This is a genomic window from Streptomyces sp. NPDC028289 (assembly GCF_055565975.1).
On sequence record NZ_JBVHTI010000008.1, the window covers coordinates 356,429 to 376,893 of the forward strand.

19 protein-coding genes, 1 tRNA gene and 1 riboswitch are annotated in these 20,465 nt (G+C 72.9%); of the genes, 11 read left to right on the plus strand and 9 right to left on the minus strand.

Going from position 1 to position 20,465, the window contains the following annotated elements; genetic code table 11:
• The 5 genes from ACZ4UV_RS38210 to ACZ4UV_RS38230 all read right to left on the minus strand — a co-directional run.
• Nucleotides 1–844: substrate-binding domain-containing protein (locus ACZ4UV_RS38210; RefSeq protein ID WP_467844405.1), on the minus strand; the 844-nt coding region annotated here is incomplete at its 3' end.
• Nucleotides 841–1,935: an ABC transporter permease gene (locus tag ACZ4UV_RS38215; protein ID WP_451020012.1), complete on the minus strand. Its 1,095-nt coding sequence runs from the start codon at nt 1,933–1,935 to the stop codon at nt 841–843. The genes ACZ4UV_RS38215 and ACZ4UV_RS38210, both read right to left, overlap by 4 nt.
• The gene (locus tag ACZ4UV_RS38220) at nt 1,932–3,497 is read right to left on the minus strand and encodes a sugar ABC transporter ATP-binding protein (RefSeq protein WP_467844408.1); all 1,566 of its coding nucleotides are present in this window, start codon (nt 3,495–3,497) and stop codon (nt 1,932–1,934) included. Before ACZ4UV_RS38220 ends, ACZ4UV_RS38215 begins: the two co-directional genes overlap by 4 nt.
• A gap of 158 nt (nt 3,498–3,655) precedes the next feature.
• Nucleotides 3,656–6,700, minus strand: a complete 3,045-nt coding sequence (locus tag ACZ4UV_RS38225) for a SpoIIE family protein phosphatase (RefSeq protein ID WP_467844411.1) — start codon at nt 6,698–6,700, stop codon at nt 3,656–3,658.
• A 109-nt stretch (nt 6,701–6,809) separates the two neighbouring features.
• Entirely contained in the window at nt 6,810–7,778 is a 969-nt protein-coding gene (locus ACZ4UV_RS38230; RefSeq protein WP_467844414.1) for a cyclase family protein, read from the minus strand.
• A gap of 282 nt (nt 7,779–8,060) precedes the next feature.
• Here ACZ4UV_RS38230 and ACZ4UV_RS38235 point away from each other — a divergent pair, with 282 nt between their 5' ends.
• Nucleotides 8,061–9,311: a PP2C family protein-serine/threonine phosphatase gene (locus ACZ4UV_RS38235; RefSeq protein WP_451017354.1), complete on the plus strand. Its 1,251-nt coding sequence runs from the start codon at nt 8,061–8,063 to the stop codon at nt 9,309–9,311.
• Between the two features lie 31 nt (nt 9,312–9,342).
• On the opposite strand, the gene ACZ4UV_RS38240 is transcribed toward ACZ4UV_RS38235, so the two are convergent.
• Nucleotides 9,343–9,921, minus strand: coding sequence for a TetR/AcrR family transcriptional regulator (locus ACZ4UV_RS38240; RefSeq protein WP_351500675.1), 579 nt, complete (start codon nt 9,919–9,921; stop codon nt 9,343–9,345).
• A gap of 208 nt (nt 9,922–10,129) precedes the next feature.
• Here ACZ4UV_RS38240 and ACZ4UV_RS38245 point away from each other — a divergent pair, with 208 nt between their 5' ends.
• Together ACZ4UV_RS38245 and ACZ4UV_RS38250 are read left to right on the plus strand one after the other, a co-directional pair.
• A complete protein-coding gene (locus ACZ4UV_RS38245; RefSeq protein ID WP_467844418.1) occupies nt 10,130–11,557 on the plus strand; it encodes an MFS transporter in 1,428 nt (475 codons plus the stop codon).
• Between the two features lie 45 nt (nt 11,558–11,602).
• Nucleotides 11,603–11,676 (plus strand) — tRNA-Pro (locus ACZ4UV_RS38250).
• Nucleotides 11,677–11,777: 101 nt separating this feature from the next.
• Here ACZ4UV_RS38250 and ACZ4UV_RS38255 read toward each other — a convergent pair.
• Nucleotides 11,778–12,611, minus strand: coding sequence for a CAP domain-containing protein (locus tag ACZ4UV_RS38255; protein WP_467844420.1), 834 nt, complete (start codon nt 12,609–12,611; stop codon nt 11,778–11,780).
• Nucleotides 12,612–13,165: 554 nt separating this feature from the next.
• Here ACZ4UV_RS38255 and ACZ4UV_RS38260 point away from each other — a divergent pair.
• Nucleotides 13,166–13,504 carry a DUF2218 domain-containing protein gene (locus ACZ4UV_RS38260; protein WP_351500666.1) on the plus strand — a complete coding sequence of 113 codons (339 nt, stop codon included), beginning with the start codon at nt 13,166–13,168 and terminating at the stop codon, nt 13,502–13,504.
• Nucleotide 13,505: 1 nt separating this feature from the next.
• Here ACZ4UV_RS38260 and ACZ4UV_RS38265 read toward each other — a convergent pair whose 3' ends face one another.
• Complete coding sequence (locus ACZ4UV_RS38265; protein WP_451017350.1) at nt 13,506–14,312, minus strand: hypothetical protein; 807 nt, start codon at nt 14,310–14,312, stop codon at nt 13,506–13,508.
• A 158-nt stretch (nt 14,313–14,470) separates the two neighbouring features.
• A complete protein-coding gene (locus ACZ4UV_RS38270) occupies nt 14,471–14,722 on the minus strand; it encodes a hypothetical protein (protein WP_351500662.1) in 252 nt (83 codons plus the stop codon).
• A 160-nt stretch (nt 14,723–14,882) separates the two neighbouring features.
• Between ACZ4UV_RS38270 and ACZ4UV_RS38275 the strand changes: the two genes are divergently transcribed.
• The 7 genes from ACZ4UV_RS38275 (at nt 14,883) to ACZ4UV_RS38305 (ending at nt 20,399) form a co-directional block, all read left to right on the plus strand.
• Complete coding sequence (locus ACZ4UV_RS38275) at nt 14,883–15,014, plus strand: hypothetical protein (RefSeq protein ID WP_451017349.1); 132 nt, start codon at nt 14,883–14,885, stop codon at nt 15,012–15,014.
• Nucleotides 15,015–15,141: 127 nt separating this feature from the next.
• Complete coding sequence (locus ACZ4UV_RS38280; RefSeq protein WP_467844424.1) at nt 15,142–16,014, plus strand: glutathione S-transferase C-terminal domain-containing protein; 873 nt, start codon at nt 15,142–15,144, stop codon at nt 16,012–16,014.
• A 77-nt stretch (nt 16,015–16,091) separates the two neighbouring features.
• Nucleotides 16,092–16,215: riboswitch (SAM riboswitch) on the plus strand.
• 388 nt (nt 16,216–16,603) lie between these two features.
• A complete protein-coding gene (locus ACZ4UV_RS38285; protein ID WP_467844427.1) occupies nt 16,604–17,587 on the plus strand; it encodes an amino acid ABC transporter permease in 984 nt (327 codons plus the stop codon).
• Nucleotides 17,584–18,372 carry an amino acid ABC transporter ATP-binding protein gene (locus tag ACZ4UV_RS38290; RefSeq protein ID WP_451017347.1) on the plus strand — a complete coding sequence of 263 codons (789 nt, stop codon included), beginning with the start codon at nt 17,584–17,586 and terminating at the stop codon, nt 18,370–18,372. The genes ACZ4UV_RS38285 and ACZ4UV_RS38290 overlap by 4 nt, the downstream gene beginning before the upstream one ends.
• Nucleotides 18,373–18,439: 67 nt before the next feature.
• Entirely contained in the window at nt 18,440–19,465 is a 1,026-nt protein-coding gene (locus ACZ4UV_RS38295; RefSeq protein ID WP_467844430.1) for an ABC transporter substrate-binding protein, read from the plus strand.
• 48 nt (nt 19,466–19,513) lie between these two features.
• Nucleotides 19,514–20,260: a GNAT family N-acetyltransferase gene (locus ACZ4UV_RS38300; RefSeq protein WP_451017345.1), complete on the plus strand. Its 747-nt coding sequence runs from the start codon at nt 19,514–19,516 to the stop codon at nt 20,258–20,260.
• Nucleotides 20,261–20,303: 43 nt separating this feature from the next.
• Complete coding sequence (locus ACZ4UV_RS38305; RefSeq protein ID WP_350785419.1) at nt 20,304–20,399, plus strand: putative leader peptide; 96 nt, start codon at nt 20,304–20,306, stop codon at nt 20,397–20,399.
• Nucleotides 20,400–20,465: the final 66 nt, after the last annotated feature.

The window sequence follows — 20,465 nt, forward strand, 5'->3', positions numbered from 1 at the left end:
GTTGGGCCTCTTGGGGGGGTTGCCGTCGGGGGGGGGGGGGGTGGCGGGGGGGGGGGGGGGGGGGGCGCGGGGCTGGGGGGGGGGGGGGGGGCCCCCCCCCCCCCCCCACCCCGGCGCAGGTGGCGAGTTCCGCCCTGATCAGGTCGGATTTCGTCCTCGCGAACGGGACCGAGGCGTCGGTGAACAGGACGACCCCGGCCCGGCCGCCGGAGTGCGCGATGATCCACTGCGCGCTGATGCCGGCCACGTCCTCGACCCGTGTGGTGACGTTGGTGAAGAGCGGGGGCCGTCTGCTGGGGCCCGGGGCGACGACCGCGTGCCAGCCGACGAGCGGGATGCCGGCCGCGCCGGCCTCGGCGACCTGCTGAGCGGTCGAGCCGGGGTCGAAGCCGCCGATGACGATGCCCGAGGGCCGCAGGGTCACGGCCTCGCTCATGGCCGCCTGGATGCCGGCGGGGCTGCCGGCTCCGTCGATCACCCGGACGTTCCAGCCGATGACGTGCGCGGCTTCCCGCAGGCCGTTCGCGACGCCCGCGACGCCGGGATTGGTCATGGTCTCCGCGACGAAGACGACCGTCCTGCCGGACACCGCCCTGGGGCCGGTGGTCGGTCCGTTCCAGGCGGTGTCGGTCCGCTCCGCCTGGGCGACGGCGGCCCCGGCCGAGGCCTCGGCGGCGGGACAGCCCCCGGGGCCGGTGGTGGAGACCACGGGACCGTTCGACGAGCCGTGCTGGCACCCGGTCAGGGCGGCTGCCGCGGCCAGCAGCGCGAGGGCGGCGGCCCGGGCGGCGCCGCCCCGGGGAGCGGCGGCCTTGCGGGTGCGGGAGGCACCGGTGGGTGTCATGGCGTGGTCCCGGCGGTGCCGCCTCCGGACGGCGCCGTCGGCGGGCGCGGCGCGGAGGGCGGTGCGTCGCGGGCCGCGTCGGCCCCGGTGCGCAGTCGGCGGGCGGAGTAGCCGGCCAGGCCGACGGCGAGCAGCAGCGTGCCGCCGTAGAACAGGGGGACCGTCCAGAACGCGGCGCCCAGCTGGCCGATGCCGGTGAGGCCGACGGCGAGCACGGCGACGGCGACGAGCGTGCCGAGGGCGTTGGGACGGCCGGGTCTGATCGCGGTGGAGCCGAGGAGGGCGCCGACGAACGCGGGCAGCAGGTAGTCGAGGCCGATGCTGGGATTGCCGATCTGCTGCTGGGCCGCCAGCAGCACCCCGGCGAAGCCGACGATCAGCCCCGAGGCGGCGAACGCGTAGACGGTGTACCTGCGGGTCGGAATACCGACCAGTTCCGCGGCGCGCGGATTGGCACCGATGACGTACAGGAACCGGCCGAGCGGCAGCCGCTCCAGTACCACCCAGAGGACGAGGGCGAGGGCGAGGACGTAGAACGCGGGCAGCGGCAGGCCGAGGAGCGTGGAGTCGTAGAGGTCGGTGAAGGCGGACGGCAGACCGGCCGGGCCCGGGACGATCCGGCCGCCGCCGGTGACCCAGCCGGTCACGGCGTACAGCATGCTGCCGGTCCCGAGGGTGGCGATGAACGAGTCGATCCGGCCGAACTCGACGACCACGCCGTTGAGAACCCCCACCGCCCCGCCTCCGGCGATCACCGCGAGGCAGGCCCAGGGCCAGGGCCAGGCGGCGTCGACGACGAGCCGCAGCACCATGACGTGGGCCAGGCCGAGACCGTAGCCGAGGGAGAGATCGAAGGAGCCGGTCACGACGGGGACCATGGCGGCGAGCGCGAGGACGGCCGGGATCGACTGGGTGGACAGGATCGAGTCGAGGGTGTCCCGCGTGGGGAACGTGCGCGGCAGCGCGAGGGAGAAGACCAGGACGAGCAGCGCGGTGAGGACCAGCAGACCGTAGGCGCCCGCGAAATGCCGGGCCGGAGCCCGGCGGAGCGGCCGGGAGCGCGGGGCGGAGGGCGGGGGCGCGGCGGTCATGAGTCCGTGGTGGTTCCGGGGGCCGGCAGGGCCGAGGCCGCGCGGGCGAGCCCGGTGACCGTGAGGTCCGCGCCGCTCAGCTCGGTGGTCACGCGGCCGCGGACGAACACCAGGGCGCGCCGGCACACGCCGGCCACCTCCTCGAAGTCGGTCGAGACGAGCAGGACCGCGAGACCGCCGGCCAGCGCCTCGTCGAGCAGGCGGTGGACCGCGGCCTTGGCCCCGACGTCCACGCTCGCGGTCGGCTCCTCCAGGACCAGCAGTCGCAGGTCCACGCCGAGCCAGCGGCCGATCAGGACCTTCTGCTGGTTGCCGCCGGAAAGGGTGGCGAGGGGGGCCTCGCCGTCGCTGGGCCGCACCGCGAACCGTTCGATCAGCTCCGCGGCCCGGGCGCGTTCGCGGCGCGGCGCGGCCCAGCGCGGTGCCGGCAGCCCGCCCGCCCGGGGATTGGCCAGCAGGTTCTCGCGCACGGTCAGCCCCATGGCACAGCCCTCACGCTGTCTGTCGCCGGGCACGAGGCCGACCCCGGCCGCGACGGCGTCCGCGACCGTACGGGGCCGGTAGGGCCGCCCGTCCAGGAGCACCCGGCCGCCGAGGAAGGGCCGCGCGCCGGCCAGCGCGCGGCCCAGTTCCAGGTGCCCGGCGCCCGAGAGGCCGACCAGCCCCAGCGCCTCCCCGGCCCGCAGCTCCAGGGCGACCGCCGCCGTGCCCGCGGTCCGGGCGCCGTCGAGGACCAGGACGGCGGGGCCGCCCGCGGAGACGGCGGCGGGGAGCGGGCGGCCCGGTTCCCCGCCCGTGATGCCGCGGGCCGGTTCTGTGCCGACGATGTCGCGGACCAGCAGGGCCGGGTCGTGGCCCGCCAGCCGGCCGTGGCTGACCAGCCTGCCGTCGCGCAGGACGGCGAAGGCGTCGGCCACCTGGTACACCTCGTCCATGCGGTGGGTGACGTAGAGGATGCCGTGTCCCCGGTCCCGCAGGGCGTGCAGCACACGGAAGAGCCGGGCGCAGTCCGGGGTGGGCAGGCGGGCGGTCGGCTCGTCGAGCACGACGAGCCGCGCGCGGGCCGCCAGTGCCCGGCCGACGGCGACCAGCGAACGCTCCGCGGGACCGAGCCGCGCGACCGGCGTGTCCGGATCGAGGTGCCCGGCGACCGTCTCCAGAGCCTCGGCGCAGCGCTCCCGGGTCCGTCGCCAGGAGATCAGTCCGGCGCGGCGCGGGTATCCGGTCGTCAGGGCGATGTTCTCGGCGACGGTCATCCACTCCACGAGCCCGAGGTCCTGGTGGATGAAGGACATGCTGCGGGTGGCGGCCTGGCTTCCGAGCGGGTGCCCGGCCACCGCGACCGACCCCGCGTCGGCCTGATGGACCCCGGCGAGCACCTTGATGAGCGTGGACTTCCCGGCGCCGTTGGGGCCGAGCAGGGCGAGGACGCTGCCGGCCCGGACATCGAGATCGACCCCGTCCAGCGCGCGGGTCCCGCCGAACCGCTTGGCGAGCCCGCGGATCCGTACCAGGGGGTCGGGAGGCTCGTGCACGGACAGCTCCGGGGGTCGGCCTGACATCTTCTTCTTCCCGACTCTCCCCGGTGATACTAGTGGGGCAAATCGCCGTATTGCGGATTTCACGCCCGAAGGCCGGCCGGGATGCCGGATCCGGGGCCTGTGACGCCACCGACGGGTCAGCCGCGCGGGCCCCGCCGACGGTCCCGGCTCCCACGGCCTCAGGCGGCGTCGAGCCCGCACTCGGCCCAGATGACCTTGCCCTGCCGGATGTAGCGGGTGCCCCAGCTCCGCGCCAGCTGGGCCACCAGGAACAGGCCGCGGCCGCCCTCGTCGGTGGTGGCCGCCCGGCGCAGGTGCGGGGCGGTGTTGCTGCGGTCGGAGACCTCGCAGATCAGGGTACGGCCGTGCAGCAGCCGTACCCGGACGGGGCCGGAGCCGTGGCGGATGGCGTTGGTGACCAGTTCGCTCAGCACCAGTTCCGCGGCGAACCCGGCCTCCTCGAGTCCCCAGTCGGCGAGCCGGCGCATCGCCGAGGAACGGACCTCGCTGACGAGGGAGGGGTCGGCGGGCAGGTCCCAGGTGGCGATCCGGTGTTCGGGCAGTGCGTGGGTACGGGCGACGAGCAGGGCGATGTCGTCACGGGGGTGGACCGGGGCCACCGTGTCCAGAAGCGTCTCGCAGATCTCCTCGGGCGTGCGGTCCGGGTGGGCGAGGACGCCCCGCAACCGTTCGAGGACCAGGTCCACGTCGCGGTTGCGGTCCTCGATGAGCCCGTCGGTGTAGAGGACCAGCCGGCTGTCCTCGGGGAGAGCGATGTCGACGGCCTCGAAGGGCAGGCCGCCGAGGCCCAGCGGGGGCCCGGCGGGCAGGTCCGGGAAGGTGACCGTGCCGTCGGGGCGGACGAGCGCGGGAGGCGGGTGCCCGGCGCGGGCCATGGTGCACTGCTGCGTGGTCGGGTCGTAGACGGCGTACAGGCAGGTCGCGCCGAAGATGCCCGTGTCGCCCGCGGCGGGGGCCTCCCGGTCGAGGCGTCCCACCAGGTTGTCGAGGTGGGTGAGGACCTCGTCCGGGGAGAAGTCGAGTTCGGCGAAGCTGCGGGCGGCGGTGCGCAGCCGCCCCATGGTGGCGGCGGAGAGCATGCCGTGGCCCACGACGTCACCGACCAGGAGGCCGACCCGGGTGCCGGAGAGGGGGATGACGTCGTACCAGTCCCCGCCCACGTCCGACTCCGCGGGCAGGTAGCGATGCGCCACGTCGACGGCGTCCTGGTCGGGCAGACCCTGCGGGAGGAGGCTGCGCTGCAGGGTCAGCACCATGGTGCGCTCGCGCGTGTAGCGCCGGGCGTTGTCGATGGACAGGGCGGCGCGGCCTGCGAGTTCCTGGACGAGGGAGCGGTCGTCGTCGTCGAAGGGCGCGGGGTGCTGCCCGCGGTAGAACGCGGCCACGCCGAGGACGACGCCGCGGGCCACCAGGGGGACGGCGATGAGCGAGTGGACGTGCGCCAGCATCACCTCGGTGCGCGGCGGGTCGTGGGCGAGCCATCCCATGGCGGCCCTCAGGTCCGGTTCCAGCACGGCCTGCCCGCCGCTCAGGCAGCGCAGGTGCGGCGTGGCCGGGCCGTAGTCGACGCGCTTGCCGACCGGGTGGAACGGACAGTCGTCGGCGATGCCGTGGACCACCGTGCGGTACAGGTCGGTGAAGGGGTCGGCGGCCTCCTCGCCCCGCAGCACGGCCTCGGGCAGGTCGATCGTGACGTAGTCGGCCAGCCGTGGCACCGCCGTCTCGGCGAGTTCCTCGGCGGTGCGCCGCACGTCGAGGGTGGTCCCGATGCGTGTGCTGGCCTCGGTCAGCAGCTCCAGGCGGCGACGGGCGGCGAGGGCGTACCGCCCCACATGCGGCTCTCCGACCAGCACGAGCCCCCTGGCCGAGTGCTCTGTCGGAGGCTCTGCGGGGGGCGGCGAGCCGCGACGACCGCCGGCCGCGACGCCGGGGCGGCCTCCGGAGCCGTAGCCGCCCGCCGTCCAGCCGGGGCCACCGGCCGTCCCGTGGTCTCCGTCCGCGGTGCCGCCCGGACCGCCCGCCGACGCGTCCGTGCCGGGTGTCTCGGCCCGGAGGGGTATGAGGCCGGGGGCCGCGGTTCCGGGTACGGTCGCGGGCGCCACGGAGACGGGGACGGCCGTGGACGGCGGGACGGCGAGAACGACGGACGTCGCCTGGACGACGGAGGCGGGCGCGGAGGACGCGGCGGGTTCGACGGACGCGGCGGTGTCGTGGGCGAAGTCGGCGGGGACGAGGACGGGGCGCCGCGCCTCCTCGGCCGGCCACGGGACGAGAAGCGGCTCGTGCGGTGCGGGCCCGGGCAGCACGGCCTCGATGACGAAGCCCTGCACGCCGGTGGCGGTCGTCGTCGGACGGCTGACCAGCGTGATCCGCCGGCCGTCGGACAGGGTCACGTGGACGGCGGCTCGCTGCGCCCAGGAGATCAGCTCGACGGCCTTCTGCATGAGAATCGCCCGGTCGCAGGGGCGCACCCCGAGGGCCGGCTCGCTGAGACCCACGCGGTGGTGGGGTCCGGTGGCGGTCTCGGCGCCGGTGTCCAGGTACGCCCGCAGCAGGGCCCGCTCGCGCTCGGAGCTCTGTCCGAGCAGCCGCCTCTCGATGGCGTGGGCCGCCCGGCGTATCACGGTGGCCAGTGCCGGGTCCTCGGCGCTGCGCGGGTAGCCGAGGCACAGGACGCCCTCGATGCGGCCGCTGATCGGGTCGCGGACGGGCAGCGCCCGGCAGGCGTTGCCCTGTGCGCGCTCGGCGAAGTGCTCGGCGCCGTAGACCTGGACGAGCTGCCGCTCCGCCAGGGCGAGCCCGATCCCGTTGGTGCCGGCGTACCGCTCCGCGAACACGAACCCGGGGACGCGCTGGAACGCCGGGAGGCTTCTGGCCAGCGACGCGTCTCCGAAACGACGCAGCAGGACCGTCCCGTTCGCGTCCGCGACGGAGATGTTCATCCTGCTGCCGGCGAACCGGGACTGCAGCCGGTCCAGCACCGGTACGGCCGCACGGATGATCCGGGCGTCACGTTCGAAGTCGTCCCGGAAGGGGAGTCCGGGCTGGTCGGGGGAGAGCCCCAGGGCACGGCAGCGCTGCCACGAGTGCGAGATGGGAGGGCGTACGCCGACCTCGACCGCCTCGCCCTGCAGGAAACGCTCACGCGAGCGGGCGGGCCCCTTGCCGTCCGTCGCTGCCGCTTTCCCGCCGCCCCGAACCACGCTTCGCCTCACTCGCGTCCGCAGAGTCCGTTTCGCTACAACTTCACCACAACAACCTTTACTACAACATTAGGGTATACGTGAGGTTACGGACATTGCGCACTCGTCGTCACAGGACGGCGACCGGGTTGACCGGCGAGCCCGTCCCGCCCGGGATGTTCAGCGGCGCCACCACGAGCAGGAACTCGTACCGCCCGGCCCGGGCCGTCGCGGCCGACAGGGCCTCCAGGTCGAGGTTGTCCAGCAGCGGCACCCCCATCGCGGCCACGGCGAGGGCGTGGACGGGCGAGTGCACGCCGTCCACGGGGGAGGGCCGTACGTCACTGTCGCCGTCACCCCCGAGCAGCGCGATGCCGCGCTCGGCCAGCAGCGGTACGGCGTCCACGTGGAGGCCCGCGCAGGCCGTGCCCGGGTCCCAGGCGCCGAGATCCGCGCGACGGCGGGTCCGCCCCGAGCGCAGGAGCACCGCGTCGCCCTCGCCGATCCGCACGTCGAGTGCCCGCTCCGCGGCGAGCACCTCCGCCGCGTGCACCGCCACTCCCGGCTCCAGCCAGCGGACCCCGAGCACGGCGGGGAGATCGAGGAGCACGCCCCGGGTGACGAGGGGGCCGAGCGCCGACACCGCTCCGAAACGGGCGCCCGCCGCGCCGACGACGTCCTTCGCCGTCCGGCCGTCGTAGAGCCGCCCGCGGTAGGAGACGTGGCACAGGGCGTCGAGATGGGTGACGGCCTTGCCGTGGTAGTCGGCGGCGACGAAGTCCTTGTGGGTGGCGGGCTCCGGGCTCTCCACGTCGCCGAGATCGGTCATGTGGTGCAGGGCGGGCCTGGGGTTGTCGGGGCCGGGCACGGTGTTCCAGGGCAGCGCCAGCGGTACGACCCGGCCGGACCGCACGGCGGCCACGGCCCGTCGTACCCCCCGCGCGGTCACCCGGTTCCAGGCGCCGCGGTCGGCCGGGTTCCAGCGGCCCCAGGTGCGGACCTCCTCGAAGAGTGTGTCGAAATCCCGGCGGGAGACGGCAGGCCCGTTGCGGCCCCCGATGGGACCGGGGTCCGGGCCGTCCGCAGGGCTCGCGCTCATCCGTACTCACCGCTTTCCGCGTCGACACACGGCCCCGGCGGCGGGGGCAGCGCTCCGCGCGGCCGTACGCCGTCGCACGGGCCCGGCGACCCGTGGCGGCCGGCCGCCCGGATTCCCAGCCTGGCACGGCCCGCGCCGACGCGCCGGTTCACGGCGTCGGGCGCGCGGACGAGCCCCGGGCAGGCCGGCCGAGCCGGTCCTCCGCGGCCGCACGGCGGGCAGAGCAGCAGGGCGGACCGTAGATTGAGGTGGGAGCCGTTGAGGCGGGAAGGAGCGTCAGCGGTGGCATCGCGGGTTGATCACACGGCGCTGTTCGCCGCGACGCCGAGCCCGTATCTGGTGCTCGGACCCGACCTGGTCATCGTCGATGTGAACCGGGCCTATCTCGCGGCCACCGGACGCACCCGGGAGGACCTGCTCGGGCGGCACATCTTCACCGCGTTCCCGGACAACCCCGCCGACCCGGACGCCGACGGGGTCCGCAACCTCGGCGCGTCCCTGCGCCGGGTCCTCGCCACCGGCCGGCCCGACACGATGGCGCTGCAGAAGTACGACATCCCCGTGGCCGGCCGTCCCGGGGTCTTCGAGGAGCGGTGGTGGTCCCCGGTGAACACCCCCGTGCTCGGCCCGGACGGGGAGGTGACGTACATCATCCACCGGGTGGAGGACGTCACCGCGTTCGTCATGGAGTACCGTGCCACCCACCCCGACGGCGTCCTGGAGGGGCAGCGGCTGAAGGAGACGCAGGCTCTGGAGGCGGAACTGTACGCCCGGGCGCGGGAGTTGCAACGGCTGAACGAGGACCTGCGGCAGGCGCACACCCGCGAGCGCGAGGTCGCCGTCATCCTGCAGGAAGCCATGCTCCACGTCCCCGACCTGGCCCACCACGGCGACATCGCGGTGCGCTACCTGCCCGCCACCGGCTCCCTCAACGTCTGCGGCGACTGGTACGACGTCGTCGACATCGCGCCGGACCGGCTCGCCGTCGCGGTGGGCGACGTCATCGGCCACGGCCTGGAGGCGGCGGCCGTCATGGGCATGCTGCGCAGCGCCCTGTCCGCCGCCACCCGGGCCCTGGAGCGCCCCGCCCAGGCGCTGGAGGTGCTCGGTCTGTACGCCAGGTCCGTCGAGGGGGCCCTGGGCACCACCGCGGTCAATGCGGTCGTCGACATGCGCAGCCGCCTGATCACCTACAGCAGTGCCGGCCATCCGCCGCCGATGCTCATCCACCCCGAGGGCAGCTGCGAACTACTGGACCAGGCCACCGACCCACCGCTCGGCGCCCGCCCGCAGCACGTCCCCCGCCCGCAGGCGAGCCTGCCGTACAAGCCGGGCGACACCCTCGTCCTGTACACCGACGGGCTCATCGAGCGGCGGGACCAGGACATCGACGAGGGGCTGGAGCAACTGGCCCGCGTCCTCGGCGAGTTCATCCATCTGAGCACCGAACAGCTCGCCGACACCGTGCTGGCCCGCCTGGGCGTCGCCGGCGGCGGCAGGGACGACATCGCGCTCATCGTCGTACGGCTCTGAGCCGCGCGCCGCCGCCGAGCGGCCGGAACCCCTAGCGGCCGGCGCGTACCCCGTCCAGGGCGATGCCGAGGACGCGGTCGCGCTGGGCGTCGTCCTCGAAGGCCGTCGCCGTGATGCCCGAGACCATGCGGAGCAGGTCGCCGATCTCCATGTCGGTGCGGACCACGCCCGCCTTCTGGGCCCGCTCCAGCAGCGGGCCGCCGGCCGCGTACATCGAGTCACGGCAGGCCTGGAAGATCTCCGACTCGTCGTTGAGGGCCTCGCGCACCGCCCGCTTGGTGACCATGTAGCCGGTGAAGCGGTCCAGCCACGAGGTCAGGGCCGCCCACGGCTCCAACCCGGCCAGGTCCACGGCGGCCCGGCACAGCGCGTTGACCTCGTCCGCGTAGACGCTCTCGAAGAGGTCGCGGCGGGTCGGGAAGTTCCGGTAGAGGGTGCCGATCCCGACCCCCGCGCGACGGGCGACGTCCTCCAGGGAGACGTCCGCGCCCCGCTCGGCGAACGCCTCGCGGGCGGCCGTGACCAGCGCGTCGTAGTTGCGGGCCGCGTCCTTACGGTGCGGTCTGCGGGACGCGACGATCTCACTGACGGGGAACGGGCTGTCCGACACTGCTGCCTCCCGTGCGGCAAGGGTGAACCGGAGGGTTTCCTCGACTTCGGTTGAAGCGGAGGTTGGCCTCCAGTAGAGTGGAGGGGTGCCTCCACTTTAGCAGCGCGGAGCGGTACCGCCATGGCCGGACGCGGCCCGGTGCCTCCCTCGTCCTTCCCTCTTTCCGCTCTTTCCCTCTTCCCTCCGTTCCGATTTCGGAGAGGCCCTCATGCCCCGGAAGTCCACCCGCCTCACCTTCGCGGTCCTCGCGACCGGTGCCGGCGTGTTCTCCATGCTCCAGTCGCTGGTCGCACCGGCCCTGCCGACCGTCCAGCACGCCCTGCACACCTCCCAGTCCACCGCGACCTGGGTGATGACGGCGTATCTGCTGTCCGCCTCGGTCTTCACCCCGATACTCGGCCGGGCCGGCGACCTGATCGGCAAGAAGCGCACCCTCGTCGCCGTCCTGCTGGCCGTCCTGGCCGGCTGTCTGGTCGCCGCCCTCGCGCCGAACATCGGCGTCCTGATCATCGCCCGGGTCGTCCAGGGCATCGGCGGCGCCCTCTTCCCGCTCTCCTTCGGCATCATCCGCGACGAGTTCACCCCGGCCGAGGTCAGCGGCAGCATCAGCAACCTCTCCGCGGTGATCGCGGCCGGCGGCGGTGTCGGCATCGTGGCCGCGGGACCGATCGTCTCGGCGCTCGACTACCGCTGGCTGTTCTGGATCCCCGTCGGCGTGGTCGCGGTCACCGTCCTGATCGCCGCCCGCTACGTCCCCGAGTCGCCCAAGCGGGCCGAGGGCAGCGTCAGCTGGCTCGGTGCCGGACTGCTCTCCGCCTGGCTGGTGGCGTTGCTGCTGCCGCTGAGCCAGGCCGGTCAGTGGGGCTGGGGCTCGGCCAGGGTGCTCGGCCTGTTCGGCGCGGCCGTCGTCCTGTTCGCCGTATGGCTGCTCACCGAGTCCCGCTCCGTCACCCCGCTCATCGACCTGCGCGTGATGCGGCTGCCGGCCGTCTGGACCACCAACACGGCCGCCCTCCTCTTCGGCGCCGGCATGTACGCGATCTGGTCCTTCCTGCCCGGCTTCGTCCAGACCCCCGCCGCGGCCGGCTACGGCTTCGGCGCCACCGTCACCGAGTCCGGCCTGCTCATGCTGCCGATGCTCATCGCCATGTTCCTCTCGGGTGTCGTCGGCGGCCGTCTCGAACCCCGCGTGGGCGCCAAGGCGCAGCTCACCGCGGGGGCCGCGCTCGGCGCACTGGCCTGCGGCTTCCTCACCCTCTGGCACGACGCGCAGTGGCAGATCGGCGTCGTCGCAGGTCTGTTCGGCCTCGGCATCGGCCTGGCCTTCGCCTCGATGGCCAACCTCATCGTCGGCAGCGTGCCGCCCGAGCAGACCGGCGCCGCGACCGGCATGAACGCCAACATCCGCACCATCGGCGGCTCGATCGGCGCCGCGCTCACCAGCGTCCTGGTCACCGGCCGGCTCCAGCCCTCCGGACTGCCGTACGCCTCCGGCTACACCCACGCCTGGGCCCTGCTCGCACTGTTCTGCCTGACCGCGGCCGGCGCCGCCCTCCTCGTCCCGGTCCGCCGCGCGAGCCGCGTCGCCGACCCGGTCACGCAGCGGCCGGCGGCAGCACCCGTACGCGTGCGGTAGTGTTGACCTGCGTGATCACGCGGCAACCACCGCGTGACTCCGCAGCGGGACGTGGCGCAGCTTGGTAGCGCACTTGACTGGGGGTCAAGGGGTCGCAGGTTCAAATCCTGTCGTCCCGACGGTGCGAAGGGTCTTCGCAGGTGAAAGCCTGCGGGGGCCCTTTTTCGCGTGGGGTGTTTCCGGCTTCGGGGCGAACATGCCGCCGGCAGGCGGCATTCGCTCAGCGGGGGGTGCCGAAGTCCTGGGTCCAGTAGCTGTCGGGCTGTGCGAGACCGACGCCGATCTCCTTGAACGCGCAGTTGAGGATGTTGGCCTTGTGGCCGGGGCTGGCCATCCACGCGGCCATGACCTGCTCGGGAGAGGCGTAGCCGTAGGCCACGTTCTCGCCGTAGGCGCTCCAGGTGTACCCGGCACCGGTGATGCGGTCTCCGGGGGAGGAGCCGTCGGACCCGGAGTGTGACATGTTCTGGTGGAGAGCCATGTCCTCACTGTGTGCCTGCGCGACCTTGGTCAGGGTCGTGTTCAGGGTCAGGGCCGAACAGCCGACCTTGCCGCGCTCGGCATTGACGAGTTCCAGGACGCGAGCCACGACTCCGGACGCCGTGGCGGTGGCCTTCGGGCTGCTCGACGGCTTGGGGGCCGCGGAAGCGGCAGCGGTGGTGGTCTTCCGGGGGCTGGGCGACGCGGTGGTGCTGGGCCTGGGAGCGGTGGTACGTGCGGTGTGCCAGGACGCTGTGGCCCTCGGCCTGGGCGCGGTGGTCTTCTTCGCACTCGCAGGGGGAGTCTTCGTGGCGCTCGGCGCCGCCGATGCCGTCCCCGAGGGCTCGCCGGCCTGGTTGGCGTCCCATGGCCGGCCCCGGTTCGCCTCGTTCCACCAGCCCTTCTTGCTCCACGAGTCCTTCGTCGTGCTGACCCCGGCGCTGTCGGACCGGTGTCCGCCGCTGCCGGGCCAGGCGGTACAGGCCATGGCGGCGGACGGTATGCCCACGGTGCCCACTGCGACGGCAGCGACGACTATCCGCCGGTAATGCGTGTTCTTACGATGCTTTGCCATGTGTAACCCGCTCCTGAGCTGCGGCGGCGTCCTGCGGGTCGTCATTCTTAGGACGTCTTCACATGGAGCGCAAAGGGCCTCGGTACTAACTCGTCTCGTAGGTTCCTGCGGCCCTTGCCGGGGGAGCGAGGCGCACTGGTCTGCTTTTCATGGCCGCTGTGGAGTTCTGTCGCCCCGTCAGGATCGGTATGTGCGCGGAGGACGGATGACAGTGGCTCGCTGGGGGAGGAGTCGTGAATCCGGGCGCGACGCATGGGCGCCTTAAGCGGGACAAATCCCATTTGTCGACTGAGTGGTCTCTACTATCCGGCACGCGTAGATCCGGAACCATTGTGGCGGATGTCACGGGTGGTGGTCTGGTCTGACCTGGACGGACAGGCCAAGGCGACCGAACGCCGGTGAACGACTGACGCACCTGCCCGCGACGCCCGACGACGTCAGGTGACACGGCCGGCATGCATAGCTTGCGGCCCCGGGTACGGCGCCCGAACCCCCGCCCCGACGTAGCGTGAACCCGTCGCCGTACGTCCGCCCCGCACCACCGGGAGTCCCAGATGGCCCGCTCCGAAGCCCGCGTCCCCACCGACCGCCCCGCCCGCTACGCCAAGCAGCTCGCCTCGCACCTGGGCCGCCGCTCGCAGACCAGCTGGGACGAGGAGACCGGCACCGGCGGCATCGTCTTCCAGAACGGCACCGGCACCCTGACCGCGACCGAGGGCGCCCTGCTGCTCACCGTGGAGACGGACCCCGAGAACCTCGAAGTCCTGGAGGGCGTCGTCGGCCGGCACCTGGTCCGCTTCGGCACCCGTGACGAACTCGTCGTCGCCTGGCACCGCGACAACGGGGAGCCGGGCACCACCCAGCGCAACTCCGAAGACCCCAAACCCCTCTGACCTAGTCGAACTGGCTCGGCAGCGGTGCTGGGGTCCTGCCGGACAGTACTTCCTTGAGGCGCTCGGCGCCGTTCTGCAGGGCGAGGGCGGTGCTGTCGTGGTCGACGCCCGAGAGGCCGCCGTTGGTGACCGCGGCTCCGGAGGCGCCGACGCGCAGCGCCGCGACGTCGAGGGTGGTCGTGGCGGGCTGCCCGTTCGAGGTGCCCTGGACGGTGACCGTGAGCGCGGCCAGCTCGTCGCCCACCTTGGGCGGTTCCTTGTACTCGACGACCTGCACGGTCCGCTTGCTGCCGTCCGATGCGGTGGCCGAGAACTGGTTGCACTCCGTGGGGAGGTTTCTCAGCCACTTGATGGTGGCCTCCATGGCGGCCTGGCCGTAGTCGCCGACCTGGTACAGCAGCCGGGAGTCCTCCGAGGTGAAGCCGCGCAGCCCGGAGGCGCCGGTGGCGCGGCCCAGCAGGGTGTCGGAGTAGAGGCTGTCCAGCAGTCGCTGGCAGTCGGCGGCGTCCGACTTGGCGTTGAGGAACTGGGCGACGTCGACCTTCCCGACCAGCATCTGGTTGCGCCAGGTGGCCGCGTCGTTGGCCAGCTGCCAGTTGTCCTCGATGTCGGCCGGTGTGATCAGCGCGGCCTGCGCCCCGGGGCCGGTGAGGGTGGGGGTGCGCGACGGGGCCGGGGAGCGCTCGGCGGCGGGCGAGACGGCCGCGGCCTCGGGGGTGCCGTCCGAACAGGCCGTCGCGGTGGCGAGCAGGGTCCCCGCCGCCAGGGCCGTGGCGAGCACACGCGCGGGTCGGGACGGACGGGTCATCGCGACTGCCTCCTCGGGGACGCGGTACGTCACTGGGCGGACGGCGCCGGTGCGCCCCTTCCGCCGGACGACGCCGGACGACGTCGCTGCGTCCCTCCACGCCACCACCGGCCGCGTGCGCCGACCACCCGCACGTGCCATTCGGGTGAGCGTCGTGATCAGGCCGCCGTGATCCGCACCCGCCGGCTGCCACAGCGCGGGCACACCGCGTCCGTGAGCGGCGACGGCACGGCCCGGCCGGCCTCGTCGACGTACTCCAGGGTGCTCTGCAGCTCCGGGTCGGCGACCGGGTCGGTGAAGAACACCGCCTGGAAGGTGGCCTCCCAGGCCCGGCCGCACCGCCCGCAGCGGAACGCGAAGGTCTCGGGCACGGCGCCGGGCACCGGCCCGGGACCCGGGGGCTCGGTCATCGGCTCCGGCTCCTGTCACTCGGCCTCCGCCACCAGCGCACCGCCCCTCCCGGCCGACGGCAAGTCGGGGCCGGGTGTCCCAGGCGTGGACGCCCCCTTGACGCCGGACGGAGGCCGATCGACACTCCAGGTGGGAATCCTAGTGAAAAGGTAGGGAAAGATGGGTCGCCTGCGCACGCTCACCGGCAGACAGCGCCGTGAGAGCCCCGCGTCCTGGACGGCCCCTCTGCTCACCTCCCGCCGCCACATCGACCTGCTGCGGATGTGCGGCGCCACCGGCCGCAGAAGCTGAGCGCCCGGTCCCGGCCGTACGAGCCGGGCGCCCGTCCGCCGGGACCCGCCACGGCTCACCGACAACCCACCGACGAACGCTTCCGCCGCGCGTACGTCCGCGCGCCCGCCCGCCCCCGGGGAGACGCATGTCCATCGCTCCACTCGCCGCCCTGCCGTCCGTCCGCACCGCCCCCGCCTTCCGGGGCCGTATCGGCCGCGACGCGCGCAGCGGCCACTACGCCGTGCCGCGCCGCTACCGGCTGCACCTGTCCACCGCCTGTCCCGACGGCCTCCGGATCGCCGTCGGGCACAGCCTGCTGGCCCTGGACGACTGTTGTCCGGTCACCTTCCTGCCCGCCGTCCCGGACTGTCCCGACGGCAGCCACGCGGTGCTGCGCCCGCTGTACGAGGCCAGCGCGCACCGCTACTCGGGGCCGGCCCTCGCGCCGGTGTTCAGCGACGGGTGGTCCGGAAGGATCGTCAGCACCCACAGCCGGGACATCCTGCGCGACCTGGACCAGCACTTCGGCGACGGCGTCGCCCGGCTCTACCCGTGCGGTGCCGAGGCCGAGATCGAGGCCGTCGAGCGGCTGTGCGCCGAGGACATCGAACAGGCCGCCCAGCGCGCCGGCCGCGAGGGCGGTGACCCGGAGGCGCTGGAACTGCTGCTCGCCACCCTGGACGCGCTGGAGCGCCGGCTGACCGGGGTGGAGTTCCTGGTCGGCGGGCAACTCACCGCCGCCGACATCGAGTTGTGGGTGACCCTGGTGCAACTCGACACCGTGCACCGCAACCACCTGGACGCCGCCGCCGTGCACGCCATCGCAGGCCACCCGGCGCTGTGGGCCTACGCCCGCCGGCTGGCCGCCCACCCGGCCTTCGGCACCCACCTCGACCTCGACGGCATCGCCCGCCGCCACCACGGCCGTTGCCAGGGCCTGGAAGCCGCCGGCGCGGCCGTCCAGATCCTGGACTGGGCGGGCCACGCGGCGGACGCACCCCGCGGTCCGCGCAGGTGAGAGCGGCCCGAACCGTTTCGCCAGTCGGACAGGCGTTGACATTCGTTCGGGCAACTGCGTTACTTACGGACCAGAACGGTCATGAGCGTCAGCGTCAAGCCCTGGCTTGCTGACCGGCAACCCTCGCACCGCGGTGGGGTGCCCCAGGTGACGACCGGACCGACGACGTTTCGGCAAGCGACGATTCGGTAAGCGCGAGTGCCCCTCGGGGCCGGCACGACAGTGACAGGTGACGGACATGTACGCAGCTCCCAGGACGGCCCAGCGCCGCGCCGAGGGCTGCGTACGCCCGTACCCGAGCCCCCTCGTCGCCGACCGCGCCGTCGACCTGCTCCGTGTCAACAGCGCCCTGTGTAGCGCGTGTACCGCCCCGGGCTGTGCCCGCTGTCGGGTCTGACCAGGCTTTTCCGCCGGTTCCCCGCAGCTTCGCACCCCAGCGTCCCCGTCGAAACACCGGCCGTCCGGTGTGCCGCCGTCCGCCCAGCCCTCGTGCCCGCGCGCCCCCGCGCACCGAACCGTGCCCGAACACGGCCCGGTGCGCGGCCCCCGCCGTGGGACACGTGGGTGTCCGACTCCGCCGGAGCCCGCCATGAGTGAACCCCCAGGCGCCACGATCGCCGCCCCCGAGGCACCGCCCGCTGCCGATGAGCCGTCAAAACCCCTCTCCGCACAGCGTGTTCTGCCGCTGCGCAGGCCGGGACGGTGGATCGCCACCGCCGTCGTCCTGGTCCTGGCCGCCCAGTTCGTGCACGGACTGGTGTCCAACCCCTTCTACCAGTGGGGCCGTTTCGGCTACTGGTTCCTACGGCCGAACATCCTCGACGGGCTGCTCATCACCCTCGAAGTCACCGCCTACAGCGCGGTGCTGGGCCTCCTCGGCGGCATCCTGCTCGCCCTGGCCCGGCTGTCGAAGAGCCCGGTGCTGCGCGCCGTCAGCTGGACCTACGTGTGGGCCCTGCGCTCCATCCCGCTCATCGTGGTCCTGCTCTTCCTCTACAACTTCAGCGCCCTCTACAAGACGCTGAGTCTCGGCGTCCCCTTCGGGCCGGCCTTCTTCTCCTTCGACGAGTCGAAGCTCGCCACCGACATGGTGATCGCCGTGCTCGGCCTCAGTCTCAACGAGGCGGCCTACGCGGCCGAGGTGGTGCGCGGCGGCATCCTCTCCGTGGACCAGGGACAGCACGAGGCGGCCGCCGCACTCGGCCTGCCGAAGGGCTACCAGTTCCGGAAGATCGTCTTCCCGCAGGCGCTGCGCTCGATCATCCCGAACTACGTCAACCAGCTGATCGGCCTGATCAAGGGCACCTCGCTGGTCTTCTACGTCTCGCTGCTCGACCTGTTCGGCTCCGCACAGACCATGGGCTCCACCTACCCCGGCGACATCGTGCCGCTGCTGCTGGTGGTGACCGTCTGGTACCTGATCCTCACGAGCGTGGTCTCCGTGATCCAGTTCTACGTCGAGCGGTACTACGCCCGGGGTGCCGCGCGCACCCTGCCGCCGACGCCCCTGCAGAAACTGCGGGCCGGGCTCGGTGACCTGCGCGCCCGAATCCGCCGGGAGGCCGCCGTATGACCACCACCGACACCCTGGAGACGGCCCCGGCCTCCCTGGAGATCCACGACGTCCACAAGTGGTACGGCGCCCACCGCGTGCTCGACGGCGTCGACCTGACCGTACGGCCCGGCGAGGTCACCGTCATCCTCGGCCCGTCCGGCTCCGGCAAGTCCACTCTCCTCAGGGTCATCAACCACCTGGAGAAGCCCGAGATCGGCCACGTCAGCGTCAACGGCGAGCTGATCGGGGTGAAGCGGCAGGGCGAGCGGCTCAAGGAGCTGAGCGAGCGCGACATCCTGGCCCAGCGCGGCCGGATCGGCTTCGTCTTCCAGAACTTCAACCTCTTCCCGCATCTGACCGTCCTCGACAACGTGGCGGCGGCCCCCGTCGCCACCGGAAAGCTGACCAAGCCCGAGGCGCAGGCGCTGGCCAAGGAACTCCTCGAACGCGTCGGCCTCGGCGAACGGATCGGCGCCTATCCGCGGCAGCTGTCCGGCGGCCAGCAGCAGCGCGTCGCCATCGCCCGCGCGCTCGCCCTGCGTCCCGGTGTGATCCTCTTCGACGAGCCCACCTCGGCCCTGGACCCGGAACTCGTCGGCGAGGTCCTCGCGGTCATCAAGGACCTGGCGACCAGCGGCACCACGCTCGTCATCGTCACCCACGAGATTGGCTTCGCCCGCGAGATCGCCGACCGGGTGGTCTTCATCGACGGCGGCAGGATCGTCGAACAGGGCCCGCCCTCCGAGGTTCTCGACAAGCCGCAGAACGAGCGGACCAGGGACTTTCTGAGCAAGGTCCTCTGACCTCCCACCGCACCCCTCGACTTCCCCCCACGCCACCCTCCATCACCTGCAGCGACAAGGAACGGCCATGTCTACCCACATCACCCGACGCAGCCTGATCAGAGGCATCACCGCGGCCACCGCCGTCGCCTCCCTCGCCACCGGGCTCGCCGCCTGCGGGGGCAACAGCGACGCGGCCACCACCACCGACAGCGCCAAGTCCGGCACGGTCGTCGTCGGCCGGGTCTCCAACGGCGCCGCCACCCAGACCACCATCAAGGTCTCCGAGGTCAAGTCCATCAGCGCCGAGCTGCCCGCCGCCCTCAAGAAGAGCGGCACGCTGGAGATCGGCATCGGCGCCCTGCCCGCCGGGTTCCCGCCGCTGGCGTACGTCGGCGACGACCAGAAGACCCTCACCGGCTCCGAGCCCGACCTCGGCCGGCTGGTCGCCGCGGTCTTCGGACTCAAGGCCGAGGTCAAGAACTCCACCTGGGAGAACCTCTTCGTCGGCATCGACAGCGGCAAGGTCGACGTGGCCTTCTCCAACGTCACCGACACCGAGGAGCGCAAGAAGAAGTACGAGTTCGCCTCCTACCGGCAGGACAACCTCGCCTTCATCGTGCCGAAGAAGAGCACCTGGAACTTCGACGGCAACTACGAGAACCTCGCCGGCAAGACGGTCGCCGTCGGCTCCGGCACCAACCAGGAGAAGATCCTCCTGGAGTGGAAGGACAAGCTGGCCAAGGAGGGCAAGAAGCTCACCGTCAAGTACTTCCAGGACAGCACCAGCACCTTCCTGGCCCTGAACAGCGGCAAGATCGACGCCTCCTTCGGCCCCAACCCCGGCTTCGCCTACCACAACCGCCAGGTGGCCGACACGCCCAACGCCACCCGCACCGCGGGCACCTACTCCGGCGCGGGCGCCAGCCTCCAGGGCCTCATCGCGGCCACCGCCAAGAAGGACAGCGGCCTCGCCAAGCCGCTCGCCGACGCCATCAACTACCTGATCAAGAACGGTCAGTACGCCGAGTGGCTCAAGGCCTACAACCTCTCCAACGAGGCCGTCGCCAAGTCCGAGGTGAACCCGCCCGGACTGCCGCTCGACAACTCCTGATCACCCGTCAAGAAGCAATCCCGCAAGGCGAGAAAGGACCGCGCCCCCGTGACCGTCCAGACCGACCTCCACGGAGGCGGGGTCCCGCTCGCACCCGATCCGTCCCCGCTCGACAACGCCGTCTGGTCGGCCCTCGCCGGCCCGCACGCCCACCTCGCGGAGAGGGTCGGGCGGGCGGCCCGGTATCCCGACGACGTTTACGCCTATGCGGCGCTCGCCGACGCCACCGACCCGGCCGCCTGGGCCGACCTGCTCGCACTCGTCGGCCCGGGAACGACCGTGAAGATCAAGCCGGTCGAGGCGGCACCGCCCGGCTGGGAGGTGGTCGGCGGCGGGACCGGCGTCCAGTTCGTCGACACGGCACTGCGGGCCGAGCCCGCCCCCGAGGCGGTACGTCTCGGGTCGGACGACGTGCCCGAGATGCTGGATCTGGTCGCCCGCACCGAGCCCGGCCCGTTCCGCACCCGGACTGTCGAGATGGGCACCTATCTCGGCATCCGGCACCGCGGCCGGCTCATAGCCATGGCGGGGGAGCGGCTCCGGCTGGCCGGCTGGACGGAGATCAGCGCCGTCTGCACCGACCCGGAGCACCGGGGCCGGGGCCTGGCCGCCCGCCTCGTCCGCGCGGTCGCCGCCGGGATCCGGGAGCGCGGGGAGACCCCGTTCCTGCACGCGGCCCCCGGCAACGCGAACGCCATCCGGCTCTACGAGTCGATCGGCTTCACCGAGCGGCTGCGCGGCCGGACCCTGCTGGTGCGCAGCCCGGGAACAACCACGAACACCGGTCTGTTGTGAGTCACGACGAGATGCACGCGGAGCAGGCCGGGAGGTGCGGGACGTGACACGTGTCCTCAGCCCCAGCCGCCGTACCGTCCTGCACTCCCGGCCGCACATCGACCTCCAGCGCGTGGCCGGCGCGCTCTGTTGTTCCTGACCAGTCGTCCCCGCCGCGCCCCTCTTACCGGCGCGCCCTCGTACGGACCTTCAGGAAGGCACCACT